Annotated in this window: 16 protein-coding genes; 13 read left to right on the forward strand and 3 right to left on the reverse strand. The window is 70.4% G+C overall.

The genetic code is table 11. From position 1 onward, the window contains the following. Positions 1 to 149 precede the first annotated feature (149 nt). On the reverse strand, positions 150 to 581 hold the full coding sequence (locus ACIQ9E_RS29525) for a nuclear transport factor 2 family protein (RefSeq protein ID WP_403712234.1): 432 nt from the start codon (positions 579 to 581) through the stop codon (positions 150 to 152). A gap of 148 nt (positions 582 to 729) precedes the next feature. Between ACIQ9E_RS29525 and ACIQ9E_RS29530 the strand changes: the two genes are divergently transcribed. From ACIQ9E_RS29530 to ACIQ9E_RS29560, 7 genes are all read left to right on the forward strand, one after another. Further along, positions 730 to 1,362: a class I SAM-dependent methyltransferase gene (locus ACIQ9E_RS29530; RefSeq protein WP_403712236.1), complete on the forward strand. Its 633-nt coding sequence runs from the start codon at positions 730 to 732 to the stop codon at positions 1,360 to 1,362. Positions 1,363 to 1,423: 61 nt separating this feature from the next. Continuing rightward, a complete protein-coding gene (locus tag ACIQ9E_RS29535) occupies positions 1,424 to 1,765 on the forward strand; it encodes a PadR family transcriptional regulator (protein ID WP_403712238.1) in 342 nt (113 codons plus the stop codon). Then, positions 1,762 to 2,655, forward strand: a complete 894-nt coding sequence (locus ACIQ9E_RS29540; protein WP_403712240.1) for a hypothetical protein — start codon at positions 1,762 to 1,764, stop codon at positions 2,653 to 2,655. The genes ACIQ9E_RS29535 and ACIQ9E_RS29540 overlap by 4 nt, the downstream gene beginning before the upstream one ends. Before the next feature lie 332 nt (positions 2,656 to 2,987). Further along, positions 2,988 to 4,649 carry an ABC-F family ATP-binding cassette domain-containing protein gene (locus tag ACIQ9E_RS29545; protein ID WP_403712242.1) on the forward strand — a complete coding sequence of 554 codons (1,662 nt, stop codon included), beginning with the start codon at positions 2,988 to 2,990 and terminating at the stop codon, positions 4,647 to 4,649. Positions 4,650 to 4,780: 131 nt separating this feature from the next. Beyond that, a complete protein-coding gene (locus ACIQ9E_RS29550; protein WP_403712244.1) occupies positions 4,781 to 5,590 on the forward strand; it encodes an SAM-dependent methyltransferase in 810 nt (269 codons plus the stop codon). 521 nt (positions 5,591 to 6,111) lie between these two features. Continuing rightward, complete coding sequence (locus ACIQ9E_RS29555; protein WP_403712246.1) at positions 6,112 to 6,519, forward strand: tyrosinase cofactor; 408 nt, start codon at positions 6,112 to 6,114, stop codon at positions 6,517 to 6,519. 17 nt (positions 6,520 to 6,536) lie between these two features. Next, on the forward strand, positions 6,537 to 7,361 hold the full coding sequence (locus ACIQ9E_RS29560; RefSeq protein WP_403712248.1) for a tyrosinase family protein: 825 nt from the start codon (positions 6,537 to 6,539) through the stop codon (positions 7,359 to 7,361). A 19-nt stretch (positions 7,362 to 7,380) separates the two neighbouring features. Here ACIQ9E_RS29560 and ACIQ9E_RS29565 read toward each other — a convergent pair whose 3' ends face one another. Beyond that, complete coding sequence (locus tag ACIQ9E_RS29565; RefSeq protein WP_403712250.1) at positions 7,381 to 7,902, reverse strand: NUDIX domain-containing protein; 522 nt, start codon at positions 7,900 to 7,902, stop codon at positions 7,381 to 7,383. A 315-nt stretch (positions 7,903 to 8,217) separates the two neighbouring features. On the opposite strand from ACIQ9E_RS29565, the gene ACIQ9E_RS29570 reads away from it, so the two are divergent. The 3 genes from ACIQ9E_RS29570 to ACIQ9E_RS29580 all read left to right on the forward strand — a co-directional run bounded on the left by ACIQ9E_RS29570 (position 8,218) and on the right by ACIQ9E_RS29580 (position 10,019). Continuing rightward, positions 8,218 to 9,015: an endonuclease/exonuclease/phosphatase family protein gene (locus ACIQ9E_RS29570; protein ID WP_403712262.1), complete on the forward strand. Its 798-nt coding sequence runs from the start codon at positions 8,218 to 8,220 to the stop codon at positions 9,013 to 9,015. 242 nt (positions 9,016 to 9,257) lie between these two features. Next, the gene (locus tag ACIQ9E_RS29575; RefSeq protein WP_403712264.1) at positions 9,258 to 9,326 is read left to right on the forward strand and encodes a hypothetical protein; all 69 of its coding nucleotides are present in this window, start codon (positions 9,258 to 9,260) and stop codon (positions 9,324 to 9,326) included. Between the two features lie 90 nt (positions 9,327 to 9,416). Further along, on the forward strand, positions 9,417 to 10,019 hold the full coding sequence (locus ACIQ9E_RS29580) for a transposase (protein WP_403712252.1): 603 nt from the start codon (positions 9,417 to 9,419) through the stop codon (positions 10,017 to 10,019). Positions 10,020 to 10,081: 62 nt separating this feature from the next. Here the strand turns inward: ACIQ9E_RS29580 and ACIQ9E_RS29585 are convergent, their stop codons facing one another. Next, positions 10,082 to 10,543, reverse strand: coding sequence for a MerR family transcriptional regulator (locus ACIQ9E_RS29585; RefSeq protein WP_403712254.1), 462 nt, complete (start codon positions 10,541 to 10,543; stop codon positions 10,082 to 10,084). A 28-nt stretch (positions 10,544 to 10,571) separates the two neighbouring features. Between ACIQ9E_RS29585 and ACIQ9E_RS29590 the strand changes: the two genes are divergently transcribed. The 3 genes from ACIQ9E_RS29590 to ACIQ9E_RS29600 all read left to right on the forward strand — a co-directional run bounded on the left by ACIQ9E_RS29590 (position 10,572) and on the right by ACIQ9E_RS29600 (position 12,791). Continuing rightward, positions 10,572 to 11,342, forward strand: a complete 771-nt coding sequence (locus ACIQ9E_RS29590) for a methyltransferase domain-containing protein (protein ID WP_403712256.1) — start codon at positions 10,572 to 10,574, stop codon at positions 11,340 to 11,342. 441 nt (positions 11,343 to 11,783) lie between these two features. Further along, a complete protein-coding gene (locus ACIQ9E_RS29595; protein ID WP_403712258.1) occupies positions 11,784 to 12,062 on the forward strand; it encodes a hypothetical protein in 279 nt (92 codons plus the stop codon). 459 nt (positions 12,063 to 12,521) lie between these two features. Continuing rightward, complete coding sequence (locus tag ACIQ9E_RS29600) at positions 12,522 to 12,791, forward strand: hypothetical protein (protein ID WP_403712260.1); 270 nt, start codon at positions 12,522 to 12,524, stop codon at positions 12,789 to 12,791. Positions 12,792 to 12,921 lie beyond the last annotated feature (130 nt).

A 12,921-nucleotide genomic window follows, 5' to 3' on the forward strand; every position in this document is an offset into this window, starting at 1 on the left:
CCCGGGCCGCCCCCGGGCGGCGCGGCCGGGGGGGGGCGCGGGGGGGGGGGGGCGCCCCCCCGCCCCCCCCCCCCGCCCGGCCCGCCCCCCCCCCCGGGGGGGGGGGGGCCGGGGGGGGCCCCCCCCCCCGCCGGGCCCGTGGCCCGGGGTCAGCGCAGGTTGTCGCCCCAACCGCCCTGGATCATCGTCTGGAACGCCCACTTCCCGTTCTGCTTGACGAGGATGTCGGCGTACCGCAACTGCCGGGTGGTGCCGTTCGCGGTCATGGTCGAGTCGGTGAAGACCACGGCCATGGCCGCACTGAGGAAGACGGGAGTGCGGACCGAGTCGAAGGCGATGTCCCCGGATCCTTCTCCCATCACCTGCGTCATGGTCTCGACGAACTGCCGCCGGTCCCACCGGGCGGCAACGCCTTCGCCCCGGGAGTCGTCGCTGACCAGGTTGAGGGGGAAGACGGCCTGGTCGGCCATCGCGTCCACATCGCGCCGGGCGGCGGCGTCGTCGTACCCGGCGAACCACTCCTCGATCCCGGCGAGGTCCTCTGCGGTCGGGGTGTATCCGGCGTCGGGCAGCTGTGCCACGTGCTCTCCTCACAGAAGCTGATCAAATTTGACTACAGGCACTGTACTGCCCGCTTTCCTTCTAGTCAAACTTGATTACGATGATCGGGGCGCCCTGCCGCACCCGGCCGGGGTTTCGCCGGCCGCCCCGGCGGGGACGGGCTCCCGTATGCCCGCCACCCCCGCCCCCGACCCCGGAGCCGCGTTCGACGCGATCGGCGCCGCCTACGAGGACGCCTTCGCCGGATCGCCCGCTCGCCGCGCCTCTCTCGACCGGCTGCTGGAGCAGCTCGCCCCCGGCAGCAGGGTCCTGGACATCGGCTGCGGTACGGGCCGGCCGACCGCATCGACCCTGGCCGCCGCGGGACACCGGGTCCTCGGCATCGACGTCTCGCCCGTGATGGTCGCCCTCGCGGCCGGCCGGGTGCCCGGCGGCACCTTCCGCCGCGCCGATATCCGCGAATTCCCCCTGGAGGAGGCGAGCTACGACGCGGTCTGCGCCTACTTCTCCCTGCTGCAAATGGACCGCGCCGACCAGGCCCGGGTGCTCCGCCGCATCGGCGGTGCTCTCGCCCCGGGCGGTCTGCTCGCCGTCGGGACCGTCCCGCTCGACGTGGAGAACTTCGACGTCGATTTCATGGGCAGCCCGATCCGGTTCACCGGCTTCGGCGCCGAACCCTTCAAGGAACTCCTCGTCCGCTCGGGACTCACCGTCCTGTGGGAACACCAGGGCCACTACACCCCCCGGCTGCCCGGCGCCGAGCCGGAAGCGGAACTCTTCCTTCTCTGCCGCCGCACCTGACCGCAGGAGCGTCCCCGCCCGCTGTTTGCCCATATGCCGATGACCGTCATATGTTGACGGAATGAGCGAACGGGCCATGCAGGAACCGACGCTGCTGGTCCTCACCGCCCTGGCGGACCGGCCGCGCCATGGGTACGCGATCCTCCGGGAGGTCTCGGCGATCAGCGACGGACGCGTCAGGCTCCGGACAGGCACCCTGTACAGCGCCCTGGAACGGCTGCTGGCGCAGGGGCTGATCGCGATCGACCGCGAAGAAATCGTGGAGGGCCGACTGCGCCGCACCTACGGTCTGGCCGAGCCCGGCCGCGAGGCCCTGGCGGCGGAAGCCGCCCGGCTCACTGCCACGGCCGGCGAAGCGATCCGGCGCCTCGGCGGGCTCGGCGCGAAGGGGGCCACCGCGTGATCGCCCGTCTAGTACGGCTCTATCCGCGCCGCTTCCGGACCGCCTACGGCGACGAGATCGCCGCCGTCTACCAGGAGATCACCGCGGACGCGGGCCCGGCCGAACGCCTCCGTGAGGCGGGCGGGATCGCGGCGCACGCCCTGCGGCTGAGACTGGGCCTCGGCTCCGTCCAGGGGCCGGGCCGGCTGTGCGCCGCGGCCGCCCCGATCGTCCTGGCCGTCTCCGCGGCCGAAGCCGTCCGGGAACTGGCGGAGACGGCCCGCTATGCCACGGCGATGCGCGCCGAGGGGCGTACACCCGTGTTCTTCCCGGCGGACATGGCCCTGGCGGCGGCCTGCGCGGCACTGGTCGCCGCCGCGGTGGTGGCCCTGAGCGGGCGATGGACCGCCGGCCGGTTCTGGGCGGCGGCCGCCCAGACGGTTTACGCCGTCACCGTGGCGACCGCCGGACACGACCCCGCCTACACGGCAGCGGCCGTGGGCACGAGCGCACTGGCCGTGACCGTCCTGCTGGCCTGTCCACCGGACGAACACCCCGGGCCGCGGCTCCGCCTCCTGGCGGCCGCGGCGGGGACCGTGATCGCGATCCCACTGGCCGCCCTGGCGCTGGACCTGCTCCCGGTTACCACGGACTACGGCCTGTGGCCCTTCCTCGTCCTGGCCCTCACCGGCGGCCTGCTCGCCCTCGACCGCGGCCGCGCGGCGCCCGCGCTTGCGGCCGCGGCCCTGGCGTCGGTGCCGTTCTTCGACACGGCCTTCGGCTGGTACCCGCCCGCGATCCCGGGGTTCGTCCCCGCGCTCCTACTCCTCACCGCCACCGGCGGGGCCCTCTGCCTCGCGGCCCGCGGACTGCTCCCGGGCCGTACGGAAAGCAGACGGTCCGGCCGCTGACCCCCCGGCCCGCCGAAGCCTGACAAGGCCTGACCGGCGGGCGGTTCCGCCTCCAGCCCGCCGAGTCCGTACCGCCCGGCGAACTCGTCGCAGATCATCCCCGGCATCATCAGCCCCCGGTGCCGTCCGCCGGAAAACCCGTACCCCGTCCGCAGCCCCCTCTGATAGCGTGCCGACGTCCATGACCCGTGCAACGAGGAGCGGCAGTGTCCACAGGAGACGACGACATCTCCGGGTGATACCCGGAAGTCAGCAGGCCGTCGGCAGCATCAGCCGTACCGGCCTCCCCGTCGTACCCCCTGTCCCCTCGCGCACTCCCGAGGTCATTCACCATGTCCGACGCCTCCGTCGTCTGCACCGGCCTGTCGTTCTCCTGGCCGGACGACACCCCCGTCTTCACCGAGCTGTCCTTCGCCTGCGGCACCGGCCGCACCGGACTCGTCGCGCCCAACGGCTCCGGCAAGACCACCCTGCTCAAACTCATCGCCGGTGAGCTCCGCCCCACCCGCGGCACCCTCTCCGTCTCCGGCACCCTGGGCTACCTGCCCCAGACCCTTCCCCTGAGCGCAGGACTCACCGTTGCGGAAGTCCTCGGCATCGACGCGACCGTCCGCGCTCTGGACGCGGTGGAATCCGGCGATGCCGCCGAGGAACACTTCACCGTCATCGGCGACGACTGGGACATCGAGGAACGCACCCGTGCCCACCTCGACCGCCTCGGCCTGCCCGGCCTCGCCCTCGACCGCAGGATCGGCGCCCTCAGCGGCGGCCAGGCCGTCCTCCTCGGCATCGCCGCCCAGATGCTGAAGAACCCCGACGTCCTGCTCCTCGACGAACCGACCAACAATCTCGACCTCGACGCCCGCCACCGGCTCTACGACGTCCTGGAGAACTTCACCAACTGCCTCCTCCTCGTCAGCCACGACCGGGCCCTCCTCGACCGCATGGAGAACATCGCCGAACTCGCCCCCGGCGAACTCCGGCTGTACGGCGGCAACTTCACCGCCTACGAGGAGGCCGTACACGCCGAACGGGAAACGGCCGAGAAGAACATCCGCAACGCCGAAGCCGAACTGAAGCGGGAGAAACGCGAGCTGCAGCAGGCCCGCGAGCGCGCCGAACGCCGCGCCGGCAACGCCGCCCGCAACCTCAAGAGCGCCGGCCTGCCCCGGATCTTCGCCGGAAACATGAAACGCGGCGCACAGGAGGCCGCCGGGCGCGCCGGCCGCATGCACGCCGACCGGGTCACCGAGGCCCGCTCCCGGCTCGACGAAGCGGGCCGGGCCCTCCGCGACGACGAGCGCATCACCGTCGACCTGCCCGAGACCGACGTTCCCGCCGGACGCACCCTCTTCACCGGCGAACACCTCCAGGCCCGGCTCGGTGACCGTACCCTCTTCACCGGCACCGGCACCGGCACCGGCACCGGCACCGGGATCGACCTCACGATCCGCGGCCCGGAACGCATCGCCCTCACCGGCCCCAACGGCGCGGGGAAGACCACGCTCCTCCGCCTGATCGGCGGCGACCTCACCCCCGACGGCGGGCGGACCCGGCACGCCGATGGACGGACCGCCTATCTCTCCCAGCGCCTCGACCTGCTCGACCCCGACCGTACGGTCGCCGAGAGCTTCGCCGCCGCCGCACCGCACCGCACCCACGCCGAACGGATGAACCTCCTCGCACGGTTCCTCTTCCGCGGCGCCCGCGCCCATCTCCCCGCGGGCGTCCTGTCCGGCGGGGAACGGCTGCGCGCCACCCTGGCCTGCGTCCTGTGTGCCGAACCCGCCCCCCAGCTCCTCCTTCTCGACGAGCCGACGAACAATCTCGACCTGGTCAGCGTGGGCCGGCTGGAGAGTGCGCTCGCCTCCTACCGGGGTGCGTTCGTCGTCGTCAGCCACGACGAACGCTTCCTGGCCCGGATCGGCGTGAACCGGTGGCTGCGGCTCGCCGGCGGCGAGCTGACGGAGACGGGAGCCCCGGAGCTGCGGTGACCCGCGCGGGTCCCGCGGGCCGGCCGGTTGGGCGGCCCGCGGGACCAGCTGCGGGGCGATCCCCTGCCCCCCGGCGGATCACGCCGCTCTCCCGTAGACTCCAACCGCGCGCAGCCGAGGGGGAGTTGACCATGAGTGACCGGAGCCCGAACCGGCCCCGCATCGACACCGCCCGGCCGCATTCGGCACGCGTGTACGACTGCATACTGGGCGGCAAGGACCACTACCAGGTCGATGTCGACGCGGCACGGGCCATGTGCGCCCAATGGCCCGCACTCCCCGTCCATATGCGCGCCAATCGCGCCTTTATGCACCGGGCCGCCCGCCACCTCGCCCGCGCGGAAGGCATCGACCAGTTCCTCGACATCGGCACCGGCCTGCCCACCTCGCCCAATCTCCACGAGATCGTCCAGCGCGAGCGCCCAGAGGCCGGAATCGTCTACGTCGACAACGACCCCATCGTCCTCGCCCACGCCCGGGCCCTGCTCACCAGCACACCGGAAGGCCGCACGGCGTACGTCGACGCGGATATGCGCGACCCCGACGCCATCATCCGGTCACCCGGCTTCCGCGCCGTCCTCGACCTCGGCCGACCGGTTGCCCTCATGGTGATCGGCATCCTCCACTTCATCGCTCCGCCCGACGACCACGCCCTCCTCGGCCGGCTGCTCGCCCCCCTCCCGCCGGGCAGCTTCCTCGCCGCCACGATCGGCACCGCGGACTTCGCCCCCGACGAGGTCGGACGGGTGGCACGGGAGTACGAGAGCCGGGGCATGCCGATGAGACTCCGCACCCGGGCCGAGTCGGAAGCCTTCTTCACCGGCCTCGAACTCCTCGACCCCGGTCTCCGCCAGGTCCACCACTGGCGCCCCGACCCGACGGACCCCGTCTGCGACGACCGCGATATCGCCATGTACGGCGCGGTGGCCCGCAAGCCCTGACCCCGGGCCCGGCGTGATATCGGCTCCGTTGCTACCGTGCGCGGCAAGCGCCGGGCACCAGGGCGCCGGGCACGGCAACCGGCACCCGCGACCGACCCCGCTCCGTCCGACCCTGTCCGGGAGCACCGGCACCCTCCGGGTCGGCCCGTAAGCCGTCCCGGCTTGTGCCCTTCGGCCATCGGCGCCGGAGGTTCGCCCCCGTCCGGAACGCCGCTGTTTCCAGCCGTGTTCGATACGTGCCCCCTGAACACGAAATCCCCCGGCACACCGAAAAGATCTTCACAACCATGGCACGTACACCATGGAATCTTCGGTTCATGATCGACAGACGCTGACACGCAGTGAGATCAGAGCCCGTCACGGCTCGGCGCGGCCCGTGTGGCCTGCGCAAACGTGTCCGTATGGCAGCCAACCGATGGGGCGTCCCTTCTGTGCCGGACCCCTTCCGGGTACAGATGATCACGGCGGTCCGCAAACAGCCTGGGGGGCCGCCTCAGCCATGTTCAGGGGGTTCATTCGCCATGTCCGGATTCACCCGTCGGCAGGCCATCGGGGCCGTGACCGGCGTCGCCGCGGGCACCGCACTCATCGGTGTCGCCAGCGCGACCGCAGACAGCGCACGGACCGGAGCCGACGCACACGGAGCCAAGTCCGCCGGGCCCGCACCCTTCGACGAGGTCTACCAGGGCCGCCGTATCCAGGGCGAGCCCGCCGAAGGCGGTCACCACGCCCATGCCGGCACCGGCGAAGGCGCCGTCTACCGCGTCCTGATCGACGGACGCGAACTGCACGTCATGAACCACGGAAAAACCGGCTGGAGCAGCGCGATCAACCACTACGAGAGGTTCAGGACCCCTCTCGACGCCGCGCGCACCGCGGTGGTCACGCTCAAGGGCGCGGCCGTCGTCCCCTTCAACCCCACCGCCTGAGCCGGGAGCAGTCAGCCATGACCGTACGGAAGAACCAGGCGAACCTCACCGCCGCCGAGAAGAAGGCGTTCGTCGACGCCGTACTGGAAGTCAAGCGGAGGGGCATCTACGACGAGTTCGTCGCCGCCCACCGCCTCCGGTTCGCGCTGGACATGAACACCGGGATATACGTGGGCCACTTCGGCCCGTCGTTCCTCCCCTGGCACCGCAAGTACCTCATCGACTTCGAGCGGGAGCTCCAGAAGATCAACCCGCAGGTGTCGATCCCCTACTGGGACTGGACCGCCGACAACACCGTCGGCGCCTCCCTCTGGGCCCCGGACTTCCTCGGCGGCACCGGACGCCCCCTGGACGACCAGGTCATGGACGGCCCCTTCGCCCACTCCGCCGGCAACTGGAACATCAACATCCAGGTCGACAGCCGTCCCTTCCTCGCCCGTAACCTCGGCTACCGGGTCCCCAACCTGCCGACCCGGGCCCAGGTCGACGCGGCTCTCGCCATCCCCTACTACGACTCCGCCCCCTTCGCCAGCGGCTCGGACGGCTTCCGCTCCACCCTCGAAGGCTCCAACGGCTACATGAGCATGCACAACCGGGTGCACACCTGGGTCTGGGGCCAGATGGAGTCCAGCGTCTCCCCGAACGACCCGGTGTTCTGGCTGCACCACGCCTTCGTCGACAAGCTCTGGGCCGACTGGCACGCCCTCCACCCCACCAGCGCGGAGTACCTTCCGGCCGCCGCCACGCCCGATGTGATCGACCTCAACGAGACCATGCCGCCCTGGCCCAACACCACCCCGCAGAGCGTGCTGGACCACACCCAGTTCTATACCTACGCCTGACCCGCACCGGGCCACCGTCTCAGCCCGAGGCGGTGGCCCGTCCACCCGGCACCGCACCGTGTCTGCCGCCGGACGGGGTGGTCCAGCGCCTGTCGATACACCCCAGCCAGGTGTCCTGGGCGTCGGCCAGCGGCCGTTCCAGGGGCAGGGGGAGGAACCGGCAGCCGAAGGCGAGACCGCTGTCCTCGCCGTCACCGCGTACCTGATGCACCCAGCTGTCGGGGGTCTCGGCGGCCACCCGGAGATAGAAGTAGGTCGTACGCCGATGCTGCCCGGTTCCGGGGTGCGCCCGGTTCTCCGTGGCGATCTGCCGGACCACCACCGACCGGAGCCCCGTCTCCTCGTACACCTCGCGGAGCACCGCTTCCTCCAGGCTCTCGCCCGGCCGGACACCACCCGCGGGAATCTGTGTCCCCGCCTCGGGAAGGCCGAGGTGGTCGAAGACCAGCAGACCGGGCTCGGCACGCTGCCTGATCACATAGGCGGCGACGCGGATTCTGGGGCGAGTCGTTCCGGCGCTCTCCGTCACGGTATCCGTCACACTCCCATGATGATCAGCGAGCCCGGCGATCGGCCAGGGTTTCTTCGGACAGAAGGCCCGAATCCTCGCGCGCATCGCGATCCTTCGCGTGATCACCGATCACCGAACACCGAACACCGATCACGGACCAGTGCGCCGAGGCGGATACGGCTGCCTCCCGCGCCGACCCTGCAGTCCGGGCGGGCCCGGCAGCAGTTCGGGCACACCGCATACTCTCCTCACAAGTTTCTCCCATAACCTCTCCCGGGAGAGGCAGGGCATGACGGTGAGGAGGCGGTAGTGCTCGGAAGGTGTACGAGGTTGCTCGCGGGTGTCATGACGGTGATCTGCATGGTGCTCATCGGACCCAGCGCACCGGGCGCCGACCTCATGGCGAGGCCACTGCCTGCCGACAAGGTCAGGGATGCCGTACCGAACCGGGTCATGACCTGGAACATCTGCAACCCGTGCAAGGAGAGCAACGCGGGCCGGGCCGCGGAGATCGCGAAGTACGCACCGCAGGTCATCGGTCTGCAGGAGGCCTGCGTGCGTGATGTCGAGAGGATGCGGGAGTATCTGAGGAACCGTCATGGGCTGGTCTACCAGGTCGAGTACGGCATGGTGCTCCGCAACCGGGGCCGCTGCGGGGGAGCACCCTGGAATCCCGGGTCCTTCGGCCAGGCGATCCTCTCGGCGGCTCCGATGACGGACCGTGTGAACGTGGAGTACCCCGACGGCGGGTCGGAGGACCGCGGCTATATGGCGGTGACCACCACGGTGGGCGACCGGCCGGTCCGGGTCTTCAACACCCATCTCGCCCAGCGACGACAGGAGACGGTCCGGGCGGGCCAGACCCGGGTCCTGGCCGAAGAGGTCGCCCGGCACAGCCGTGCGATCGTGCTCGGCGATTTCAACGCCGTACCGGACTCTGCCGAACTGGCCGGAATATGGTCATTGGCGATCGACACGGACCCTCAATGCCACCCCGCGTCCACCGGCTCGTGCATGCCGACGACCGACTGGGAGCGTAAATTCGACTACGTCTTCCTGCGGGGCATCGTTCCGCTCCGCCACGGTATGCACCCCTCCCCGTACTCGGATCACCATCTGCTCCACGCCGACCTGCCTGCGTAGCACCGGCCCGAGCGGTATCTGCTGTGGTGCTTCCTTGCCTGCTCCGGCCGGGGTGGTGGGTGTGTCGGGTGGGTGGGAGTGGTCTGGGTTGCCGAGGGAGGACCGGCCCTGACTCGGGGCCTGCCACCAGTTCGTGGCCGCACCGGCCGCCTGGTGCCCCAGATGCGCGGGCGCCGCCTGTCCGAGGACGAGCGGGAGGTGACAAGAACGTCGACCGTGTCCGGGCGGCCTGCGAGTGGATTGTGACCGCCGTCGGCAGCGGCCATCTGGACATGGACGAGGAGCTGACCAAGCTGCTGCGGGGCGAGTAGCCGTGCCGCGCCGATCGTGGCGCAGGGGCGATGCCGCCCGCGAGACGCCGAAGCCGTCTGGCGGTTGCTGATGTCCGCACCTTCCGGACCGTGTTCGGGTTCCTCAGCCGATGGCGCGCGGCCGGCGTCTTCAACCTCGTCCGCGGCCAGCTCCGGCGCCGGGTCCGCCGCGCCATGGGGACCTCCCCGCACCCCGTGGCCGCGGCGATCGATTCACAGTCCGTCAAGGTCGCCGCCACCGTCCCGAGATCCACCTCCGGATACGATCCGGGCAAGAAAATACCGGGCCGGAAGAGACATATCGCCGTCGGCATGAAAGGGCTGCTGCTGTTCGTCATGCTGACACCGGCCAGCACCCACGACGCCGTCGCGGCCCAAAAGGTCCTCTTCCGCCTGCGTCTCATGCACCCGCAGATCGCCGTCGTCTGGGCCGATTCCGTCTACGGCGGAACGCCGGCCGACTGGGCCAAGTCCTTCCTCAACCGGACAGTCAAGACCGTGAGCAGGCCCGAAGGAGCGAAAGGCTTCGTTCTCCTGCCACGACGCTGGGTCATCGGGCGCAGCCTGGCGTGGTGGCTTCACGCCCGCAGGAACGTCCGGGACCACGAAACCCGGCCCGAACACTCAGAAGCGATGCTCACCCTCGTCGCCATCACGCTCATGCCCCGCCGCCCCACCCGCCGGACCGCCTAACCCACATCGACGGCACCCTGACCGGCAGGAACTGTTCAGGCCGCGTGATCTGAGGCAGAGAGTCACGAAGCAGCCGGCTTCCCGCCTTGCGCCCGCCCGTGCGCCGGCGCTTGGGAGTGGACCCGCTCGGCGATGAGTCGCCGGTAGCTCGGGCACTGGGTGACGTCCTCGTGCTCGCAGTTCAAGGCGCCCTCGATGAGTTCCAACGAGGCTCGGGCCGCTGCGATCCTTGCCCGGAGTTCCTTGGCCGCGGGGCGCAGGATCTCGTGCCGGGTGGCGCGGTCGACGGTGGCGGACAGGCTCCTGACGGTATCCAGGCCGAGGCCGGCCTCTTTGGAGATGAGGATTGCCGCCACGCGGGTGAGGTCGTCCGCACCGTAGCGGCGGCGCCCGCCCGCATCCCGTCCGGGGTGCAGCAGGCCCATCGACTCCCAGTGCCGCAGAACGTGCGTGGCCAGGCCGAAGCGTGCCGCAAGGGCGCCGATGCTCATCGCGCTGACGTCGCTGTCTTCGCTTGACTTCATGCTGACATTAAGTCCCAGGCTGGAGTCCATGTCCAAGAACCAGGAAGCGGTGGAAGAGCACCGCGACACCGAGGCCCTGCTGGCCGTCCTCGACACGGCGGACGAGATGCTGAGCGCCGTCCGGCTGCGGGCCCGCTCCTACGAACTGCTGTCCCTCGTCCCGGGCTCGACCGTCGTGGACGTCGGCTGCGGCGCCGGACGCGCCGTCACCGAGCTGGCCGAACGCGGCGTCCACGCGGTGGGCGTGGACCCCGACCCGCGGATGGTGGCCGCGGCCCGGGAACGATGGCCGGCGGCCGAGTTCCGGGAGGCGGGCGCGGAAGGTCTGCCGTTCGCCGACAAAAGCATGCGCGGCTACCGCGCCGACAAGGTCTTCCACATACTTCAGGAACCGGGGCGCGCGGTGGAGGAAGCGCGTCGTGTGCTCTGCCCGGGCGGCAGGATCGTGCTGGTCGGGCAGGACTGGGACGCGATCATGATCGACTCGGATGACGCGGCGCTCACCCGCACGATCGTGCACGCCCGCGCCGACCTCCTGGGCGCGCCCCGCGCCGGCCGCCAGTACCGCAACCTGCTCCTGGAGGGCGGCTTCGACGACGTCACCGTCGAGGTGCACACCAATGTATTCACCGACCCTGCGATGCTGCCGCTGCTCACCAGGCTCGCCGAGCCGGCCTGTACGAGCGGCGCCGTCGGCCGCGACCAGGCCGACGAGTGGCTCACCGAGCAGCGCCGACGTGCAGAAACCGACTGCTTCCTCATCGCCGTGCCGTTCTTCGTGGCCGCCGCCTCCGCCTAAGCTTGTTCCTTAACATTTCCTGTTACGTTCGGTGTGGTGGCGGGGCGTTTTGACGGTCTTGCCGACGTCGTAGCGGGGTGCGGGGTGGGGGGTGTCGGTTTTCGGAGCCGGGTGGGCGACCCGGGAGCGGGCGCCGCTCCCGGCCGCGTGGAGGTCCGGGCCACCGTCATCACCGACGGGGCAAGACCACCGAGAGGTACCGCTCCGCCGGCATCGCCGTCGGTGTCGTCTTCGATCACGTGGAAGGCCTCCGGCTCACCGCCCGCCGGGACCGTCACGGCCGTTTCCGCGACTGGGCTCTGGCGCCGGAAGGCAACCGGTGACCGCCGCCCCGTCCCCTCGCCGTGCAGGCCGGGGCGCCCTGGGCAGCCTGCACCTCCCAGAGCGCCGCCCCGTCAAACCGAGAACCACTTGATGCCAGCACCGGAAAGGAACACCTCCATGCCCGATAAACGGGAACGGCCGGTCAGTGAGCTCCGTGCCGGCGAACGCGTCCAGGCAACGATCACCAGCCACCAGCCCTGGGGCTTCATCGCGACGATCGACGGATACGAGCCGGTCGGCGCGTCACTGGACGTCATCCGCCGCGGCAGCGAGCCGGGAGTGAGCCGACTGGCCCATAGTCTCCCGGCGGTGGGAACCACGATCGGGCTGGTCGTCGGCGAAGTACGCAGGTGGGACCACGCGCCCTGGATCTGGGTGGATCTCACGAGCGGCTGACCGGCTCACCAAACCCGCCGGCACGGCCCGGGCCCGGCCGGCTCACGGCAGCTCAACACGCTCTGTTATCAGTACCGTTTGTCGGTAGGTTCGGATATTCAGGCGTGTGGAATAGGTACCCCGGCCCATGGACTCACTCGACGCCGAGGTGCTGGCGTGGCTCGACGAACTGGACGGCTCCGGCGACGCCGGGTACGACTCGCTCGCCTCGGTCCTGAACAACCCGGAGCGGTACCGGGACTGACGAGCAGCAGCCCCGACGACGAGGGACCGTCACACCACCCCGGCGTGACGGTCCCTCCACGGTCCGGTCACCACAGTGACCGCAGTCGTCTGAGTGACGGCCACGCCCGTGATCACCGTCCTGCGGGCTCGCTCAGCTTGTTCTTTTTCTTCCGGCCTCGACGCCGAAGGTTGGGAACGCAGCGGCGTGACCGTTGAGCTGATGCGATCCACAGCGTGCTGACCTGGCAAGATGCTCACATGGAATCTGGGTTCCCCTGGGGGTCTACACCAACCGTCGATCTCCGCCTGTGGCGTGCTGATGCGATCGTGCTGTTCGACTGGCTGATGAGCACCGACCTGGACACCGTACCGATCACGCACCCGGCTCAGAAGCAAGCTCTTGCAGATCTGCTGGCTCGTCTGGAGGAGGTGGACATCACCGAGTCCACCGGTGAAGAGATCGCCGCAGCCCAGGCCGAGGTGGCCAAGAACATGGGTTGGTAGGGACTCACTCGACGTTCGGGTCCCCTCGAAAGGCTCCTCGAACTGAGCAGCTCACGTGGGCATTCGCCGGACATGGGGGCGGCGTTCGTCTGATCATGTGCTCCGACCAAGGATGCACGTGACCACGACG

Origin of the sequence: Streptomyces sp. NPDC094448 (assembly GCF_044763775.1) — a bacterium.
Classification (GTDB): domain Bacteria; phylum Actinomycetota; class Actinomycetes; order Streptomycetales; family Streptomycetaceae; genus Streptomyces.